Here is a 19,666-nt window from a genome sequence, read left to right as displayed (position 1 = left end):
ACATTATTCGCTTTATAGCGTATGTTATTTGTCATCGAGTATAAGATGACCAATAACATCCAATGCCAAACCATAATAACAATACGACTCTGGCGGGTTATGGGGTTTTAACGGCCCTACTTCTAGTCCCCTGCAGCGCCCTAGCTGCAGGGTTTGATATCTGGATCTACAAACTTAATTACCAAGATAATCAACAGCAATGGACTGTCACTGATGGTCGTCCCGTCACAGAGCGAGACGGTTACGATAATCAGCCCAACTTTAGCCCCGACAGCTCACAGCTACTCTTCACCTCTGACAGGCAAGCAGCGCCCAATTCAAACTCGCAAACTCCAGCTGCCCACAATGATATTTATCAGTTTCAGATAGCCGATAGTCACATAGAGCAGTTAACCTTTACCCCTGAGCAAAGCGAGTACTCTCCCCAAGCCTTTAAAACAGATAAGGCAACCAAGCAAATTACTTATGTGGTCGAGCAAGGTGTGCCCCATCAAAGTGTGTGGCAACAAACAGGCAATGCACCACGTAAGCGAGCTATCAAGAGTTTAATTCCAACGGGTTACTACGCTACAAACGAAAATCTAGGCACGCTACTTTGGGCTAGATACGCCTATAGTCTCTACTTCGAGCCCAATGGCGAAACCGCCGATGAACGTCACTTTGTGGTAGCAAATGTAGGCAGAAGTATTCATGCAATTCCTAATGATGAAGCCTTTAGTTATCTACATAAGCAGCTAGATGGCGACCGACTCATTAAGCGCTATTCACCAAAAGATAACAGCCACACAGCATTAATCGCACTCCCAAATAGTGCCAGTGAAGACTATGCCTGGAGCCAGAATAACTGGTTATTTAACATCGATAATGGCCAGTTAGTAGCCTGGAATCGAGCAAGCAAAAATAGCTGGCAATTAATTAGCTCAATCCCGCTGCCAAATGCGAATTACCTTAGCGCATCAAGGATAACCATTAGCCCTGACAACCAGCATTTAGCGATAGTTTGGCAGCGAAAATAGCCAGCACATTATAAAAAGACCTAAACAACAACAGAATAATAATAATGAAGAGTCACACCTTTATGAATCCCCTACAATCGATTACCAAAAAAACCACTCTAAGTCATAGGCTTACCGCTCTATTTGCACTTTTAGTTTGCCCGGTTAGCTTTGCCAGTGATACGCCTGAGCGCTGGCAAAACCATCAGATTTTTGAGCAGAATAAACAAGCTGCCCACGCCAGTTTCTTTGGTTATTCGAGCTTAGCCAAAGCGCTAAAAGATCAGCCTAAAGACAGTAGTAACTTTATCGACCTTAATGGTCGATGGCAGTTTCATTACGCTAGAAACCCTTTTAGTGTTCCAAAGGATTTTGCTCAAGCAGAGGCTAACCTTGAGAGCTGGCAGAGTATTCAAGTGCCCGGCAACTGGGAGACTCAAGGGTTCGGCCATGCCATCTATTTAGATGAGCGCTATCCATTTACCACGACTTGGCCCGATGCACCGGAAGATCACAACCCAACGGGAAGTTATCGTCGTGAGATTAAGTTCCCTGACGGCTGGCAAGATAAGCAAGTTTTCTTGCATATTGGTGCTGCGCGCTCGGCACTGACGGCTTTTGTTAATGGCACCGAGGTGGGATATAGTCAAGGCGCTAAAACCCCCGCCGAATTTGATATCACTCCCTATTTGACCCAAGGAAAAAACTTACTGGCCTTACAAATTATCCGCTGGAGTGACGCAAGCTACTTAGAAAGTCAGGACATGCTGAGGGTCAGTGGTATTGAGCGTGATGTCTATCTCTACGCCACCGAGAAACAGCGCATAAGCGATATCGACGCCAGCTACAAGATGTCAGCAAGCCTCGACAAGGCCGATGTAACGCTTAAACTAAAACTAGAAAACCATGCTAAAGCCAAAGATGTCAGTCTAAGCTATCAACTGCTGTCGCCCCAAGGTGTTGAGGTTAGCAGCGGTGAGCAAGCGGTCACCAAGCTCAAAAAACAGCAGAGTCATGAGATCGATTTTGCCCTTAAGACTCCCAAGCTTTGGAGTGCAGAAACCCCTAACCTTTATCAACTTATCGTTAGCCTTAGCGACAGCCAAGGAAAACTGCTGCAAGCCAGCAGTCAACAGATAGGCTTTCGCCGTGTCGAGATAAAAGGTGGCCAACTCTTAGTCAACAACAAGGCGATTACGATCCGCGGCGTCGACAGACACGAAACTGACCCAGATACCGGCCACGTCGTGAGCCGAGCCAGCATGGAAACCGATATCCGCTTGATGAAGCAAAACAACATCAATGCCGTGCGCTCAAGCCACTATCCAAACGATCCCTACTGGTTAAGCCTCACCGATAAATATGGCCTGTATGTAGTAGATGAAGCCAACATTGAGTCCCATCCATTGGCGATTGATGAGAAGACTCAACTGGGTAACGAGATGAGCTGGCTACCAGCCCACAAGGCGCGTGTTGAGCGCATGGTAGAACGCGATAAAAACCATCCTTCGATCATCATCTGGTCACTGGGGAATGAGGCTGGTGAAGGCAAGCTATTTGCGGCCCTTTATGACTGGATAAAGCAGCGCGATCCTAGTCGTCCAGTGCAATATGAACCCGCAGGCCAACACGCCTATACCGATATTGTCGCGCCCATGTACCCATCGATTGAGCGAATTGAAAAGTATGCTAAGACGCATACCGACAGACCACTTATCATGATTGAATATGCTCACGCTATGGGAAATTCTGTCGGTAACCTACAAGATTACTGGGATGTGATCGACCAATACCCTCAGCTGCAAGGTGGCTTTATTTGGGATTGGGTCGACCAGTCTCTCGCCTTTACCAATGACAATGGCCAGCGCTATTGGGCTTACGGCAAAGACTACCATCCCGATATGCCTACCGACGGTAACTTCCTCAATAATGGCTTAGTGGATCCTGACCGCAACCCACATCCCCATCTATTTGAAGTGAAAAAAGTCTATCAGCCATTTAAGCTGACGGGATTGAGTATTAAGCAGCAAAACGTCGAGTTCACACTGAGCAATCGCTATGACTTTATCGACACCCAAGGCTTAAACTTAGTCTGGACAGTGCAGCAAGACGGGCAGTCTGTGGCTAACGGGTTATTGGCTCTGCCACAAGTAAAAGCCGATACGAATAAAGCGATTCGTTTTAGCTTACCTAAGGCCACGATGCAGCTAATGCAGCAAAGCCCGGAGTTCGAGTATCAACTCTTACTGGAGGTAAAAGTCGATACGCCACAGCCTATGTTACCCAGCGATCACCTGATCGCCTTTGAGCAATTCGAGCTCCACACGCCTAAAGTTGTGGCGGTAAAAACCATTGATGCAATTGAAGAAACCAGCAAGAGTTGGATATTAGGTAACGGTAAAAGTCAGTATTTTATCGCCAAAAGCAGTGGCTGGCTCAGCAAGATTAAAGCTAATGACGAGTTACTGCTCGATAGCCCACTCATGGCAAACTTCTGGCGGGCCCCAACCGATAACGACTTGGGTAACCAGATGCCCAAATGGGCCGATATGTGGCAAGACGCTGCTACAGAGCTAACCCTAACCTCTATCACCCATAGCAGTGGAAAAGCACCTGCGCTCCACGTAATCCACCAGCATCCCACGCTTGGCTTTAGCTTAAAGACCCGTTACAGCGTGAGCCTGCAAGGTAAGCTGCTAGTGAATAGTCAGTTTATTCCAGGTAGCATCGAGCTTGCCGACCTGCCTCGGTTTGGCTTCTCAGCTAAGCTGCCTTTCGAGATGCGCTTTATGCACTACTTTGGCCGCGGCCCTGAGGAGACCTACGCCGATAGAAAAACGGGGAATCCTGTCGCTTGGTATAGCCTCCCCATCGAGAAAACCTTCCACCGTTACTCAAGACCACAAGAAACCGGGCAGCGCACCGATGTACGCTATGTGGCGGTAACAAACAGTAAAGGTGCGGGCTTACTTGCCCAAACCACCATGGAAAACGAGTTATTGCAAACCAGTCTATGGCCATTCGCTCAAGCCGATATCGACTTTAGAGACGGCGATGCCGAAGGCTCAGCCTCGGGGTTAGTACCTGTAACCGCCAACCATGGCGCCGAAATTCCAATTCGTGACTTTGTCACCTGGAATATCGATTACAAGCAGATGGGCGTCGGCGGTGACACCTCATGGGGGCGCCCTGTGCATACCCCATATCGGATCGCACCAGAGGCGATGTCGTTTGGCTTTAGCCTCACGCCACTTTCTGCTCAAGGTGACATAAAAAATCAGGCGAGAATCCAACTATAGTTTATGGCCAATGATGCTCGCACAAGCTAGTGTCTAAAACGAATTTAGCTGAACAACGGATATTAAAACTAAAAATAGCAGTGAAGGATCAACATGGAACAGACTATTCAACTGGTTATATTTTTTGGCTTAACCGCCTTGGTAGGCTTAATCACCTACTTAAAGTGTCGCAAAATCACCCGCAATACGAGTGATAGCAAAGATTACTTTCTGGCTGGCGGCGGCTTGAGCTGGGTCGTCGTCGCGGGGTCTTTGATGATGACCAACATCAGCGCCGAGCAAATTGTGGGGATGAACGGCGCGCAAACCTTACTCGTGGCATGGTGGGAGATCGCCGCAGCAGTGGGACTCATCATCCTAGCGAAATGGCTGATTCCGATCTATTACAAATATAACTGCACCACCACCACTGAGCTACTTGAGCGCAAATATCAAGATAAAGGGATCCGCGCCATGGTGTCGGTACTATTTATGCTTGGTTATGCCTTCATCTTGCTACCTGTCGTACTTTATACCGGCTCATTATTTATGAAGTCGATGTTTGGCTTATCGATTTCAGTGACAGTACTCGCGGTTATCTTTGCAGTCGTCGGCGCTATCTATGCTATTTTTGGCGGCCTAAGAGCCATCGCAATTTCAGATAGCCTCAATGGTGTTGGATTGTTATTCATGGGGGTCGTGGTTTCTTACCTAGCGCTTAATGCCGTCAATTGGGACCTATCAGGGATCCCGATTGAGCGCATCAGCTTGATTGGCGACAGTCAATCCGATATCCCTTGGCACACTCTGCTAACGGGTATGATCTTTATTCAGATCTTCTACTGGGGCACCAATATGGTGATCACCCAAAGAGCTTTGGCAGCCAAATCGGTGAAAGAAGCCCAGAAAGGCCTTTATGCCGCAGTCGTTATGAAGCTTATCATCCCTATTATCGTGGTATTACCTGGGCTTGTTGCCTATAAGCTTTATGGGGATGTGGGTGATGTAGCCTACGGTAAGTTAGTTGGTGACATCTTACCAAGTTGGATGTCTGGCGCATTTGCCGCCGTGATGGCGGGGGCAGTATTGAGCTCGTTTAACTCATGCTTAAACTCAGCAGCTGCACTTTATACCTGTGACATCCACCAAAACTACGTTAACCCTAATGCCGATGTACGTAAGATAGGTACCCGAGTGGCGTTAGTCTTTACGCTTATCTCATTATGCTTAGTGCCGGTATTTGCTCAGTCGGCTAGCATCATCTCCCTGCTGCAGCAGCTAAATGGCCTCTACTCCATGCCGGTATTAGCCGCCTTTATCTGCGCGCTTGCCTTTAAGGATGTCAATGCAAAAGCCATTAAGATAGGTCTAGTATTTGGTGTACTGGTGTATGCGGTATTTACCTTTGTATGGAGCCCTCTGCACTTCATCCATATGATGGCAATAACACTCGCCGCCACCATATTGGTCACCCTAGCACTGAGCAAGTTTGTATTTGGGCCCCAAAGCATCAATAGCCAACTTGTAACCGACTAACTCTAGCGATAACTCTTATGCCCTGCGATAACAGTAGGGCATAAACGCCTTTTGTCTACAGCGTTCTATTTGCAAAAAAACTCAGTTACACAATTTACAAAGTCATGCTATAAAACAAGAGATGGATATTGAGCAATATAATATGACACAAGTTTAAAAACCTGAAGTCACTAAAACTAAGCCTCATCTCCGCTCAATAAAATGTAACCTATTACTATTAATTTTATGTATGCCGCTGTTATTAAATTGGTCACCAGAATCAAACTCAGCAACCAAAGAGTTTATTGCAATGTTTTGTGCTAAACGTAAATATTAACATTCGGAAATTTGAAATTATGTCCAATCCAGCTCAGCGAGCAAACAAACTGTTTGTGCAAACTTTTGGCACCCAAGCCGATGAGCTTTATTGTGCCCCTGGACGCGTCAACCTTATTGGTGAGCATACAGATTACAACGATGGCTTTGTACTTCCCGCTGCTATCAACTTCCACACTGCTATTGTAGTAAAACGCCGCGATGACTTACGCTTTCGCGCCGTCTCCGATGCCTTTCCCGGTGAGATTGAGGAGTGGATATTTGGTGAAGAAGGCACGCCAGTTAAGAATCATTGGTCGAACTACCTAAAAGGCTTTACCGCAGCAATGGCCACCTCGGGCCTAACGGCAAAAGGACTCGATCTGGCCGTTGTCAGTAACGTACCAATGGGCGCGGGCCTTTCATCCTCCGCAGCCTTAGAGATTGCTTTTGGCACCGCCGTTAACGATTGCAGCCAAATACAACTCTCACCACTTGCCATCGCTCAGCTGGCCCAGCGCGGAGAGAATCAATTTGTCGGCTGCGCCTGCGGCATTATGGATCAGATGATCAGCGCACTGGGTCAGCAGGACCATGCGCTGCTTATCGACTGTCTCGATTTAGACAGTGAAGCGGTCAGTATTCCCGACAGCCTAAGCCTGATTATTATCAACTCGAATGTTCAGCGCGGTCTCGTTGACTCCGAATATAACCTTCGCCGCGAGCAGTGTGAGCAAGCAGCAACTCATTTTGGCCTTGAGTCACTACGAGATCTTGATTTGGCCAGCCTCGAAGCTGGTAAATCTGAATTAACTGCAGCTTGTTATAAACGAGCAAAACATGTGGTCACTGAAAATCGACGCACCCAAAATGCCGCATGGGCACTAGAGTCTGGTGACATAGGAAAAGTCAGTCTTTTAATGGCACAGTCGCATGCATCAATGCGTGATGATTTTGAGATCACCACCAGCGAGATCGACTACCTTGTCGAGATAATATCAGAAGTCATCGGTAATCGCGGAGGTGTACGCATGACAGGTGGTGGCTTTGGCGGCTGCGTTGTCGCGCTAGTCGATCACGAACTAACCGATTCAGTTGTCTCGATCATTGAACAAAAATACGCAGATAAGACTGGGCTAGAAGCCGACATATATCTGTGTTCAGCCAGCGATGGTGCTAAGCGCATCGATAATTAACAGGACTAATAATGGTACGTATTCGCTCTCTCGAACCTTGGACCGATCCACGTGGTGGACAAATTGAGCGACTGCTCATCGACAACGGCACGCTCGCCATTGAGGTATTAAGCCTAGGTGGGATTATTCGCTCTTTATGGGCTCCGGATAGAGACGGCGAACGCGCCAACTTAGTTTTGGGCTGTGATAGCGCCGAGGGTTATCTAACACAAGACGCCTACTTAGGCGCTATTGTTGGCCGATATGCAAACCGAATTGCCAATGGGCAATTTAATGTTGGCCAAACTCAGTACCCTCTCGATACCAACCAAGACAGCAACTGTTTACACGGCGGCAGAGAAGGCTTTCACCGCCAGCAGTGGCAACTTGGTACTCTCCCCGATGGTGTTCGCCTCAGCCTAAGAAGCCCTGATGGGGATATGGGCTTTCCGGGAAACTGCAATGTGCAGCTAGATTATCGCCTCGTGGGCAATAATCTCTATGTGGAGATCTTAGCCAGCTCTGATAAACCTTGCCCCATCAGCTTAACTCAACATAGTTATTTCAATTTAGATGCCAGTGAATCAAGCCTAGATCATCAACTGCAAGTCGATGCGACTCAGTATCTCGAAATGAATAACGTGGGAATCCCTAGCGCAATTCGCCAAACCCATGGCAGCGGCTTAGACCTGTCTTTACCGACTCAATTACAGTCGCTAATAGGTAGAGAAGAGTTAACTACGACATCGGGAATCGATCACTGCTTTTTAATGCCAAGCACTGAGTCGAAGTTACAGCGATTTGGCAGTTTAAGCTCACCGCTCAGTGGTCGCAGCATGACGCTATATACTAATCAGCCTGGTGTACAAGTATATGGAGGAAATGGCTTAGAGGGTGTGGTTGGTAAGAACCAACATAGATTGAATCAGTATCAGGGGGTTTGTTTGGAGCCTCAACAGATCCCAGATGCACCTAACCAACCGCATATTGCGGGTGATGCCTTGATAGCACCGGGGGAGATTTATCATCACATCAGTCGCTATCAATTTGAAAATGATGCTTAATCAAAAGAAACAAAAAAACAGCGCCTAGGCGCTGTTATTTTTATTGATTAATCATCGTAATCGTCTGACCAATCATCATCGTAGTCATCGTCGTCTGCAGATGCTAACTCTGGCTCATCGTCGTCAGCGACAGGTGCAGCCTTTGGCTTTTTAGGTGCAGCTGCACTCTTAGGGTTATTTGCCTCAACCCAGCCTTGATGCTTAGCCATAAACTCTTCTCTTGCAGCAAACCAAGCGGCGCCACAAGTTTTATCTACCTCAGCTATCGCCTGCTCATCAAGCTCATGCAAGTTAGGCTTAACGATATCTTCTGCATACTCAATGATTGACTCTCGAGTCGCGTTATAGAAGTAAACACGTCCAGCTGAAGCATCAGGAAACTGTTTATCATGAATTAGAATGGTATTGCCACGAGCCGTTCTTAGCTCGCCGTACCAAACTGGTTTTTTTGTCGTCTTATACATATATGTTAATGCCCTTAAATCAACACATACAAAATAAATAAGAAGTAAATTGCGCTAACATTTACTTCCGTTTTCCCTGTATTTCGCCATCAGAGACAGAAGCGGTATTTTTACAGATTTTTGCCGAATATCAATAGTTGAAAATACGAAATATCACTATTAGAGCTGAAATAAATCACATAAATTATTCAGTCCTTATCGAATTTAGTTCAAAGCAGCCGTTATTCAAGTTTTTCGTTATCAATAAATTCAAAAAATCACCGACTAAGTTAATAACCCTCACAACATCAACCGTTTAAATAACAACAGCCGAATAAAGGCAACAAGCTATTTCGTTGATAGAAAAAGCCTACCACTATAGTGTAAATGCAGTATGACAAGCGCACGCCGACGACCAGAATATGAGTACTCTTTGGCTAAGAGAAGCGCCGCTTTAAACATCACTCTAATGGAAGGTTTAGCGTTAAATCGAGCTATCCCCCTCCTTTCTTGAAACAATTTTGATAGATTAATCTCCCTTTACTCCATTTGATTTCAAGCATAAAAAAGCGACCATAGGGCCGCTTAGTATTACCGACTAAAATTACGACTCACTAATAGTATTGTTCACTAAGCAAACCTAACAAGTGGCTTGGTTTAGCTATCAATTTTTAAATGATATGAATAAAGCATAAACCATAAGCTACAGCCCCAACTTCTATAACGGGAGCAGCAGTTTTGATAGCGGCTACAGTAGATGTGGCGTCGCCAGCTGACATTTGCGTTACAGCAGTATCTCCAGAGTCTAAAGATCCAATATCATCAGTGGCTGTAGAACTTTTAATATTATCAGTCATTATTCTATTCCTAACGTTATTCGCCATCACTTAAGGTTAATGAACACTAGACTGACAGAGTCTCAAGTCTGCCAGTCTAAGTCCTATGCCGTACTTACTTCAGGGTTAACTCACTTCCATATCATGCTCTGTCTCTGTCTCAGCTCTAGCCTTAGCCACCTTTGCGACTTCAAGTGTGGATATATTTTCAGTCTTATTGACTTCAACCTTTGCGACTTTAATGGCGCAGATCTTAAACTCGGGGATCTTAGCGACAGGATCGAGCGCATTGATGGTGAGCTTATTGGCTGCGGCCTCGGCAAAGTGGAACGGCAGGAACAAGACGCCAGCTTGAGCACGCTTAGTGACGAATGCGGCGATCTCAATCTCACCGCGGCGAGAGGTGATCTGCAGCATATCGCCATTAGCGATGCCAAGCTTCTCGGCGTCATAGACTGAGATCATCACCCGTGGTTTACCCAACTCATCGAGTCCAGCCGTTTTGCGGGTCAGGGTTCCAGTGTGAAACTGTTCCAGCAAGCGTCCAGTCGACAAGGTTAGCGAGTACTCACTACAAGGCGGTTCGGCAGGCAATCGATAGTCCATCGCTCTCATCTGGGCGCGACCTCGAGTAAACTCTTTCATATGCAATATCGGCGTGCCTGGATGACCAACCTCTGGACAAGGCCACTGCAAACCTGCGATACCTTTGTCACTGTTTGGATCCATAGTTTCCCAGCTAATACCGCGATATTGTGGCGTTACTTGGGTTATCTCATGCCAAATCTGCTTCTCATCCGTATAGTCCCAGCTCCCCCCCAATGCATTGGCGATGCTCTGCACTATCTTCCAGTCGAGCTTGGCAAGTCCTGGCGGCTTTACAGCGACTTGGAGCTGCTGTACGCGGCGCTCGGTGTTGGTGAAGTGGCCGATTTTTTCGGCGAATGACAGTGCCGGCAAGACCACATGAGCCATGGCGGCCGTTTCAGTTAAGAAAATATCCTGAACGATTAATAGCTCAGCCTCTTTCAGCGCTTCGATCACATGGGTTTGATCGGGATCGCTTAACGCTGGGTTCTCCCCCATAACATAGAGCGCTTTGAGCTTGCCCTTCATCAGTGCATGCATCACTTCAGTGGCGGCTAAGCCTATTTTGTTTGGCAACGTCTCACAATCCCAAGCTTGCTTGAAGCGTCGCTGCACCGCAGGGTCGTCGACCTTTTGGTAGCCCGTGAAATAATTAGGTAGAGCCCCCATATCACAGGCACCTTGAACATTACTCTGGCCGCGAAGTGGATTGATACCTGCGCCGCGAATGCCGATATTGCCACACAAGAGTTGCAAGTTGGCAATGGCGGTGACGTTGTCATGGCCCGAGGTGTGTTGAGTTATGCCCATGGCGTAGTAGACAGCGGTTTTCTTGGCAGTGCCTATCATCTTGGCCAAGGTGGCTATTTCAGTCGCATCGACTCCGGTGATGAGTTGCGCATTCTCTAACGAGTATTTCTCCTTCATGACCTCGCTGTAGAGCGCTTCAAAACCATCGACTCTAGCTTCAAGGTACGCTTTATCATGCCAGTTATGCTTAATTATCTGCTGCATCATGGCATTGATTAACATCACATCGGTGCCCGGCTTGTGGCACATATAGAGCTCGGCGTGATCGGATATATCGACGCGCTTAGGATCGGCAACCACCAAACGCGCACCATGTTCGGTGATCGCCTGCTTGATCTTCGAGGCTATAATCGGATGAGCATTGCTGGTGTCAGATCCGAGGATAAAGATTAGATCCGATTCTTTAATATTGGGAATATCATTGGTCATGGCACCGCTACCGAGCACGTCATATAGGCCTGTTACGGTCGATGCGTGACAAAGACGGGCGCAGTGGTCGATATTGTTGGTGCCGATAATGCTTCTAAACAGCTTTTGAAAAACATAGTTATCTTCGTTGGTCGCCTTGGCAGAGGCGAGTCCAGCGACGGCATCGCCGCCATGGGTAGCGATGATGCTACCGAGTTTATCACCAACATAATCGATGGCTTCATCCCAAGATACTGGGATTAACTGGCCATTTTTACGAATAAGTGGCTGTGTTAGTCTTTGCTCACTACCAATAAAATCAAAGCCAAAGCGACCTTTAACGCATAACATGCCTTCATTAACCGGAGAGTTACCATCACCGCTGATGTGCTTGAGGGTGTTATTTGCCGTATCCACATGCATGATCAGGCGGCAACCTATTCCACAGTAAGTACAGACGGTCGATACCTGAGTTAATTCATCGGTCACGCCCTGAGTCTTGTTTCTAGCATCGACAAGTGCGCCAGTTGGACACACTTGTATGCAGCTACCACACTGGACGCAATCACTGTCTCTCATGGTGACATTAAAGCCAACACGTGGTGCGCGGCGCTCTGGTGACAAGCTTGAGTCTGGTAATACCTGATAGTGGTTTTCGGACTCGAAGCTAATGGCACTATGGCCGCACTTGTTATGACAGATATCGACACAAGCGCCACAACTAATACAGCGATTAGCATCAAAAGTGATAAAAGGACTAGAGTCATCGACACTAAACTGACGCGGCGCATCTACAGGGCTTTGAGGTACGAGTGATTTACTGTCGACTTTATATTCAGTGGCGTAATCGCGCAGCTTACAATCGGTATTGGCCTGACAGGCACACTCAAGGCAACGCGCGGCCTCTTTCATGGCTTCGTCGGTTGCAAATCCTAGCTCAACTTCGCTAAATCCCCCCATTCGGTGTAACAGGCTAAGCTCAGGCATTTTGGCCTTAGCTTCAACCTTGGTATGAGGGTATAAGGCCGATGACAGTGAGGCTGTCTTACTCGCCTTGGTGGCATTGAACTTAAATTTAGTCAATTCACAGGTCAGGCCTTGGTTGAGCAACTTATCTATGGCAATAGCGGCTTTGCGTCCATCGGCGACAGCGGCAACTGCAGTGGCAGGGCCTGTTCGCGAATCGCCAAGAACAAACAGTTTTTCAGTGCCTGATGAGTGACCCGCAGACATGGTGTGGTCGCATCCCTCGAATGTATTCCAGCGAGTGAGGGCAAGCTTGCCCGTTGATAACTGACTTTGTGGATGGTTAAGAAAATCCATATCCGGCATCTGAGACACGGCGGGGATCACGGTATCAAAATCTTCAGTGAAGGTTTCACCTGTCGCTACCGGAGCGCGTCTGCCTGAACTATCTGGCTCACCAAGAGCCATTATCTCAAAAGTTACACTCTTAACGCGGCCTTGCTCATCACTGTGATTTTCAATCGGATTGGTAAGGAAATGGAAGTTAACGCCTTCGTGCTCAGCTTCGACTATTTCATAATCTTCTGCAGGCATCTCCTCCTTGGTACGGCGATAGATCAAGGTGACGTCGGCACCTTCACGCTTGGCGGTGCGGGCACAATCGATGGCCGTATTACCTCCGCCGATAACAGCCACTCGTTTGCCGGTGGTAAATCTCTTATCCAGACAGTGATCTTTAAGGTAATCGACGCCTAAGTAGCACCCCTTGAGATCTGAGCCTAGGTAGTTCATCGGTACCGCTTTTTGCGCACCGATGGCGAGACAAACCGCGTCGAAGTTTTCTACCAGTTGCGGGAGATGGAGCTCATGGCCTAATCTCACATTGGTTTCAATGTTTAAGCCATTTTGGCAGAGCAGGTCTATCTCTTTATCGAGTATGGCCTTTGGTAGGCGATACTCTGGGATCCCATATCGTAGCCAGCCCCCCGCCTTTGGCATCATTTCATAAATGGTAACTTCATGGCCTGCGTTTGATAGAAAATATCCGGCACTAATGCCTGCAGGTCCGCTGCCTATAATAGCCACTTTCTTACCTGTAGCAGGCGCTCTTGGCGGTATATAGCTCTGGCTATCATTAAGGTCGAGATCGGCAGCGTGGCGTTTCAGTTGCCTAATGGCAACGGGCTCATCGACTAAGCCCCGACGACACTCTACCTCACAAAATGCCGGGCAAACTCGCCCTATCGAGAGAGGCAGTGGCAGCATTTGCTTAATCACCTTAATTGCTTCTCTATGGTTACCTTGTGCGATATGGAAAAGATAAGATTGCACATCGACGCCAGCAGGACAGGCTTGTTGGCAAGGTGCTTCGCAGTCGGCAAAATGGTCGCTTAGAATTTCGGTCAGTGCCGCTTGTCTTAGTAAACTCAGATGAGCAGATTGAGTGATAATCTCTATTGTCTGTTCATCCGCTGAATAGAGAGAGTTGAGCTGGGTATCACAAGCCCGGACGGTCACGGACTCATTGTGTTTGCTATTTCCTGAAATGCGTACTTCCACCTGACACAAGTTACAGTGGCTTTTCTCTGTACTCTTTGTGGAAAAACCAGTGTCATTATGTTGATGACATAGGTTAGGAATAGTGATCCCCGCTTTTTTTGCAATGTCGAACAAGGTTGCTTCGGGACTAACTGTGAGTTGATTACCATTAATTATAATATTTTTCATGGCCTTACCTTATCATTCCATCTCAACATATGCCCTTAATGAGGAAAGGGTACGACCATACCTGTGATCAAGAAAAAGAAGACAGCCAGCGTGATCCGTTGAAGCTTGGTAGTTGAATGCGTCTTGGTGCTTATTTTAGCCCTTTGAGGGCCTCATCAAATGAGCCTCCGGCTTTGCCGGAGGTCATTTACTTTATTAAGTCTAAAAAACTTAGACTGCTCTATAGATGATATTTAACAATGAATGAATAGGTGTTTTGATCGATCCCTTCGACACCATATTTATTCTTCCAGTAGTCATACTCGATACCCACATATAGGTGGCCTTTATTGCCCTCACCCATAATGGCAGCACCTAAGTCATATTTAAGCTGCGGGTTAACGTGTACACCTGTAGAGTAATTCGCATCATCTACTGCAAAGACCCAGTCCACATAGCCATCAAATACGATGCTTGAATTACCGACAGGGAACTCGATCTTAAATGAAGGAGATGCTTGCCAGCCATCACTAATATTGTCATCGCTGATAGCCGAACGACGGTATAGATTTAGGCTAAAGAAACTAAAATACGGGATATCAATATCTGAGCCGATACCGTAAAGAAAGCTCTTAACCGGTCCTTCACCCTCTTCTAAACTTAAGGCTAGGGATAGATCCGTTACTGGGCCAAAACCCACCTTAGTATCGAAGATTTTCCCCGCACTGAAGCGAGTGGTTATTTCACCGTAGGTAGTTTGTTCCTTACCCACATTGGAACCATTAAAGTAGGTGAAATCCTGGAAGGCAAACCAATCACCGTATTTCCAACCGCCAGCGGTTTCAAAGGTAAGCGTGGTTTGCTTTTCTGAAGGAGCAAGATCATAATTTTCGCCATATAGCGCGGATAAACTTACATCCCACCAGTGAATGATATCGCCAGCAAAAGCCTGTGGTGTTAATAGTAGAGTTGCAAAGATCCATTTATTGTTCATTTTTCTGACCCTATAAAATTGATTAATTGTTATTGGTTAATTCAAGATTAAATCGCCCAGCCACCTGCATAAAAAATTATTAAAATGACACTAATAGTTACAGTTCCTATATTGAGCTTGCGCCAGTCACCAGAAATAACCCGGCCTACCACAAGTGAAGTAAAACCAAGCATGATACCGGTAACGATATTGCCAGTAAGTACGATAAACACGGCGCAAACCAATCCAGAGAGGGCATCGACCGAGTCATTCATATCCAGTTTGCTAACATTGGACAGCATCAGCAGTCCCACATACATCAAAGCGGGTGCGGTTGCGTAAGCAGGCACAAGATAACTGATAGGAGCTAGGAAAAGCATGCAAGCAAAAAGGCCGCCTACAACCGTGGCTGTTAAGCCTGTTTTGCCGCCAGCTGCGGTACCTGCTGCAGATTCGATATAAACTGCTGCTGGTGCGCCGCCGACTGCACCGGCAAAAATGCTACTGATAGAGTCTGATGTCAGCGCCTTACCACCATTGATAATTTGGCCTTTGCTATCAAGCAAGTTTGCTTGACCTGCAACGGCGCGAATGGTGCCAGTGGCATCGAAAATAGCCGTCATCACCAAGGCTAGAACACTCGGTAAAATGATTGGATTAAGCGCACCCATAATATCCATGGTGCCGATTAGGGAGTTTTCGCCGCCAAAACTTGGCATAGCAAAGAAGCCCTGATACTTGACGTTAGGATCGAATATTAGCCCTAAAATTGAGATAGCAATGATCACCAATAAAATACCACCAGGGATGCGACGCTTCTCAAGTCCTAAAATTGCCGCTAAACCTAACACTGACATTAAAATTGGCAGGGAGGTGAAATCACCGAACGCTACCGGTAAACCGGCATGAGGGTTTTTAACCACCAAACCAACACCGTTAGCAGCAATCAGGAGTAAAAACAATCCAATACCGATACCGGTGCCATGGGCAATACCATGGGGTAAGTTAGTTAAGATCCACTGTCGTACGCCTGTTACTGTAATTGCAGTAAACACGACACCCATAAGGAATACCGCGCCAAGCGCAACGGGTATACTCACCCCTTGACCTAGCACTAAGCTAAACGCGGTAAATGCGGTCAGCGATATGGCGCAGCCAATCGCCATAGGTAATTTGGCCCATAAGCCCATTAACAGGGAGCCAAAAGCGGCAATTAAACAGGTGGCAATAAAGACCGCACCGGGATCGAACCCCGCGGCGCCTAGCATACTCGGCACCACAATGACCGAATAAACCATGGCCAAGAAGGTGGTCACTCCGGCAATTAACTCTTGTCGGACTGAGCTCCCTCGCTCTGTGATTTCAAAATAATTATCTAATTGATTCCGTGAAGCTAACTTATTTTGTTGTAATGATTCATTGTCTACCGTATTAGTATCTGACATCTCATCTCTTCCTTTATTGCCACAAAAGTGGGCGTTAACACCATCTTGCAAGTGTCTATTTGACTTCAAGTAAGGTCGTCACGGCAAAGCACACTAGGATTTAATCCGTGACTTGGTGTTTAAATAGCGCATCAATTTTGAATATTGATTTATATTTTTAGCCCACATTTCCCGAATATGCCTAATTAGCAAAGCTAGGCATGCCTTTGAAATTATTATGTAATTTACGTACGTTCAAAAACCAGGCGACCATCAACATAGGTACGATAAATACTGCGATCGTCGCCTAAGGTGATCAGCACAAACAGCTTCTCAGCTAAACATTTTGAATTGTCATATCTTAATTGCTGCAAAGGTGTGGAGCAGGGATCTATCACCACAAAGTCAGCTTCTTTACCGACATCAAAGTTGCCAATGACGTGGTCCAACGACAAGGATTTTGCTCCACCTAAGGTTGCCATATAGAAGGCTTCAAATGCCGATAGGCGATACTCTTGCAGCTGCATGACCTTGTAAGCCTCATTCAAGGTCTGCACTATGCTAAAGGTGGTTCCAGCACCAATATCTGTGCCTACGCCAACCTTTACATTGCGCTTCCATGCCTCTTTGAGATTAAACAGACCGCTACCGAGATAGAGGTTAGAGGTAGGGCAAAACGACACGGCGGAATCGGTTTTTTGTAAGCAATCCCACTCACAGTCTTCGAGGTGAATACTGTGGGCAAACATACTCTTAGGGCCAGTTAGGCCGTGATGGTGATAAACATCTAAGTAGCTAGTACGGTCAGGAAACAGCTCTTTGACCCATTTAATCTCTGATTTATTCTCACACAGATGGGTATGGACATAAGTATCAGGGAACTCCTGCTTAAGCTTGCCGGCCATGTCGAGTTGTTCAGGCGTTGATGTAGGAGCAAAACGCGGGGTAATGGCATAGAGTAAGCGTCCTCGTTTATGCCACTTCTCAATCAGTGCCTTACTCTCTGAATAGCTAGTCTCTGGGGTGTCGACAAGGTAGTCAGGTGCATTGCGATCCATCATCACTTTGCCTGCAATCAGGCGCATATTGATGTTCTCAGCCACTTCAAAGAGCGAATCAACAGATTCAGGATGCACGGTACCAAATACTAGCGCTGTGGTGGTGCCATTACGCAGCAGCTGTTTGACAAAAAACTCAGACATCTCCCTGGCATATTCTTTATCTTTGTAACGAGCTTCGGTGGGAAAAACATAGTTATTCAACCACTCCAGCAACTGTTCGCCGTAGGCGCCAACCATCTCGGCTTGGGGATAGTGAATATGGGTATCAATAAATCCAGGCATTACTATTTTACCTGGATAAGTGCGCACCCTAACGTTAGCTGGAATTCGAGATTGCCCCTCCTCCCACGTGCCAACCCACTCAATATGTCCGTTGGCCACGAGCAATAAACCATCTTCAATAAATCGTAGGTTCTTTTCTATATCTTTTGGGCTATCAACGGTACAAGCGATATCCAATATCGATGCCCGGATTGCTTTGATTGTATGGCTATATTCCATGTTGACCTCTAATATTATTCATAATCTAGTTCACTTCGATTAGTGGTTGAGCACTATCGACAGGTGTTACTTTTTCATTTTTACTTATTGAGCTATGAGCGATTTAAAATCACTCATATTGATTTAGCGTTTGTTATCACTATGGGTTCAATCTGAAACTAAACACGAGTCACTTTTACACGTGCAGCCTCTTGGTCTGCGAGTGCGGTGTTGCATGATTCACACTCTTTTATCTGCTCTCTCAATGACTCGCGCTTCTCTTCGGCGCACTGCGCTTCATCGGATCGGCTCACTCTGAGCACGAGGTTTAATAACAAGGCGACCAAGGAGCCAGCGGTAATGCCTGAGCTAAAAATGACTCTGATGTAATCGGGGAAATAAGCCAGAATTTCCGGGCGCATGGTGACGCTCATACCAACAGCAACACCTACGGCGATGATCAGCATGTTGCGTTTAGTGAAATTGATGCGGGCTAGAATTCCGATGCCTGATGAGATGATCATGGCGAACATCACCAGTCCCGCGCCGCCAAGTACGGGAGATGGAATCGTCACCACTAAGGCGCCAACCTTAGGAAATAGACCTGCAAACACCATGATAAGGCCGGTTAATGCCACCACATGACGACTGGCAACCCCAGTGATTGAGACGATGCCGACGTTTTGACTAAATGATGAAAACGGTGTGGTGCCAACGGCAGATGCTAAGGCGCTACCCACGCCATCACAGAGGATGCCTCTGGAGAGCTTTTTACCCGTTAGCTTGGTATGAGTGGCGTCACTGAGGGCCAGAAAGTCTCCTGTAGACTCCATAATCGTGACCAGATAGGCGATCGACATGCCGATTATTCCACTGATGGTAAAACTAATTCCAAAGGGTAATAATGTCGGTAACGCAAAGTTTTCAGCGGCAAAAACAGGGGTAAAATCGACTATGCCTAGCATAATGGACACGAGGTAACCGACGAACATGCCGATAACGATAGCGGCAGCGGAAACAATGCCCTTCCCCCATTGCGACAGAGCAATAACCACCACCAGAACCAAGAAACCCAAGGCTAGATTACTATGATGACCATAGGTTTCCTCACCGACAAAGCCACCAGCAAACCAGTCCACTGCCACAGGTAAGATAGTTAAACCAATAAGCAGCACGACGGTGCCCGATACAACTGGAGGGAATAATTTGCGAATTTGAGGCATAAAACGACTGCCGATAATCATCACTAAGGAGCCGATAAGCGCCGAACCAAAAATGGCCGAAACGCCGGACTCCAGACCGATGGAAATCGATATCGCCACAAAGGTAAAGCTGGTGCCCATCACGACGGGAAGACGAATGCCTACGGGCCCTAAGCCTTTACACTGGATCATGGTGACAACACCTGACACCATAAGGGCGGCATTGACTAGAATGACCATTTCATTAACGGGTAGCCCTATGGCTGAACCGACAACGAGGGGAACCGCAACGATAGCTCCCATAGCTGCGAGCATATGTTGCAACGCCAAAATAATACTGACGCCCATGGGTGGTTTATCTTCAACTTGATATAACAGTTTCATCTCAAATCCTTTTCTCGGCTCTAAACGGCGAGTATGGTGCCT

General features: G+C 46.9%; 12 protein-coding genes. 5 read left to right on the top strand and 7 right to left on the bottom strand.

Annotated features, from left to right (window positions below):
- Positions 1-62 precede the first annotated feature (62 nt).
- From SHAL_RS03420 to SHAL_RS03400, 5 genes are all read left to right on the top strand, one after another.
- Positions 63-1,016, top strand: a complete 954-nt coding sequence (locus SHAL_RS03420; protein WP_012275797.1) for a TolB family protein — start codon at positions 63-65, stop codon at positions 1,014-1,016.
- Positions 1,017-1,078: 62 nt separating this feature from the next.
- Positions 1,079-4,294 (top strand): glycoside hydrolase family 2 TIM barrel-domain containing protein, encoded by a 3,216-nt coding sequence (locus tag SHAL_RS03415; protein WP_223296239.1) that lies wholly within the window; start codon positions 1,079-1,081, stop codon positions 4,292-4,294.
- A 93-nt stretch (positions 4,295-4,387) separates the two neighbouring features.
- Positions 4,388-5,809 (top strand): solute:sodium symporter family transporter, encoded by a 1,422-nt coding sequence (locus tag SHAL_RS03410; RefSeq protein WP_012275795.1) that lies wholly within the window; start codon positions 4,388-4,390, stop codon positions 5,807-5,809.
- A 335-nt stretch (positions 5,810-6,144) separates the two neighbouring features.
- Positions 6,145-7,299, top strand: a complete 1,155-nt coding sequence (gene galK, locus SHAL_RS03405) for a galactokinase (RefSeq protein WP_012275794.1) — start codon at positions 6,145-6,147, stop codon at positions 7,297-7,299.
- A gap of 11 nt (positions 7,300-7,310) precedes the next feature.
- Positions 7,311-8,342 carry an aldose epimerase family protein gene (locus SHAL_RS03400; RefSeq protein ID WP_012275793.1) on the top strand — a complete coding sequence of 344 codons (1,032 nt, stop codon included), beginning with the start codon at positions 7,311-7,313 and terminating at the stop codon, positions 8,340-8,342.
- Positions 8,343-8,389: 47 nt separating this feature from the next.
- Here the strand turns inward: SHAL_RS03400 and SHAL_RS03395 are convergent, their stop codons facing one another.
- The 7 genes from SHAL_RS03395 to SHAL_RS03365 form a co-directional block, all read right to left on the bottom strand.
- Positions 8,390-8,806 (bottom strand): hypothetical protein, encoded by a 417-nt coding sequence (locus SHAL_RS03395; RefSeq protein WP_012275792.1) that lies wholly within the window; start codon positions 8,804-8,806, stop codon positions 8,390-8,392.
- A 650-nt stretch (positions 8,807-9,456) separates the two neighbouring features.
- The gene (locus tag SHAL_RS03390) at positions 9,457-9,642 is read right to left on the bottom strand and encodes a hypothetical protein (protein WP_041415821.1); all 186 of its coding nucleotides are present in this window, start codon (positions 9,640-9,642) and stop codon (positions 9,457-9,459) included.
- A gap of 105 nt (positions 9,643-9,747) precedes the next feature.
- Positions 9,748-14,121 (bottom strand): formate dehydrogenase subunit alpha, encoded by a 4,374-nt coding sequence (fdhF, locus tag SHAL_RS03385; protein ID WP_012275791.1) that lies wholly within the window; start codon positions 14,119-14,121, stop codon positions 9,748-9,750.
- A gap of 220 nt (positions 14,122-14,341) precedes the next feature.
- Positions 14,342-15,094 (bottom strand): outer membrane protein OmpK, encoded by a 753-nt coding sequence (locus SHAL_RS03380; protein ID WP_012275790.1) that lies wholly within the window; start codon positions 15,092-15,094, stop codon positions 14,342-14,344.
- A gap of 47 nt (positions 15,095-15,141) precedes the next feature.
- Positions 15,142-16,518 carry an NCS2 family permease gene (locus SHAL_RS03375; protein WP_012275789.1) on the bottom strand — a complete coding sequence of 459 codons (1,377 nt, stop codon included), beginning with the start codon at positions 16,516-16,518 and terminating at the stop codon, positions 15,142-15,144.
- A 224-nt stretch (positions 16,519-16,742) separates the two neighbouring features.
- Positions 16,743-18,059, bottom strand: coding sequence for a guanine deaminase (guaD, locus tag SHAL_RS03370; RefSeq protein WP_012275788.1), 1,317 nt, complete (start codon positions 18,057-18,059; stop codon positions 16,743-16,745).
- A 158-nt stretch (positions 18,060-18,217) separates the two neighbouring features.
- The gene (locus tag SHAL_RS03365; RefSeq protein WP_012275787.1) at positions 18,218-19,624 is read right to left on the bottom strand and encodes a nucleobase:cation symporter-2 family protein; all 1,407 of its coding nucleotides are present in this window, start codon (positions 19,622-19,624) and stop codon (positions 18,218-18,220) included.
- Positions 19,625-19,666 lie beyond the last annotated feature (42 nt).

Source organism: Shewanella halifaxensis HAW-EB4, from assembly GCF_000019185.1.
Lineage (GTDB): Bacteria > Pseudomonadota > Gammaproteobacteria > Enterobacterales > Shewanellaceae > Shewanella > Shewanella halifaxensis.
The sequence above is the reverse complement of the archived record's forward strand: the minus strand, read 5'-3'. Positions and strand labels throughout refer to the sequence as shown.

Bases quoted from the DNA above. Each gene is read 5' to 3' on its own strand.
- SHAL_RS03380 (WP_012275790.1), bottom strand. From the start codon at position 15,094: ATGAACAATAAATGGATCTTTGCAACTCTACTATTAACACCACAGGCT.
- galK (WP_012275794.1), top strand. From the start codon at position 6,145: ATGTCCAATCCAGCTCAGCGAGCAAACAAACTGTTTGTGCAAACTTTT.
- SHAL_RS03400 (WP_012275793.1), top strand. From the start codon at position 7,311: ATGGTACGTATTCGCTCTCTCGAACCTTGGACCGATCCACGTGGTGGA.
- SHAL_RS03390 (WP_041415821.1), bottom strand. From the start codon at position 9,642: ATGACTGATAATATTAAAAGTTCTACAGCCACTGATGATATTGGATCT.
- SHAL_RS03365 (WP_012275787.1), bottom strand. From the start codon at position 19,624: ATGAAACTGTTATATCAAGTTGAAGATAAACCACCCATGGGCGTCAGT.
- SHAL_RS03415 (WP_223296239.1), top strand. From the start codon at position 1,079: ATGAATCCCCTACAATCGATTACCAAAAAAACCACTCTAAGTCATAGG.
- SHAL_RS03395 (WP_012275792.1), bottom strand. From the start codon at position 8,806: ATGTATAAGACGACAAAAAAACCAGTTTGGTACGGCGAGCTAAGAACG.
- guaD (WP_012275788.1), bottom strand. From the start codon at position 18,059: ATGGAATATAGCCATACAATCAAAGCAATCCGGGCATCGATATTGGAT.
- SHAL_RS03420 (WP_012275797.1), top strand. From the start codon at position 63: ATGCCAAACCATAATAACAATACGACTCTGGCGGGTTATGGGGTTTTA.
- fdhF (WP_012275791.1), bottom strand. From the start codon at position 14,121: ATGAAAAATATTATAATTAATGGTAATCAACTCACAGTTAGTCCCGAA.
- SHAL_RS03410 (WP_012275795.1), top strand. From the start codon at position 4,388: ATGGAACAGACTATTCAACTGGTTATATTTTTTGGCTTAACCGCCTTG.
- SHAL_RS03375 (WP_012275789.1), bottom strand. From the start codon at position 16,518: ATGTCAGATACTAATACGGTAGACAATGAATCATTACAACAAAATAAG.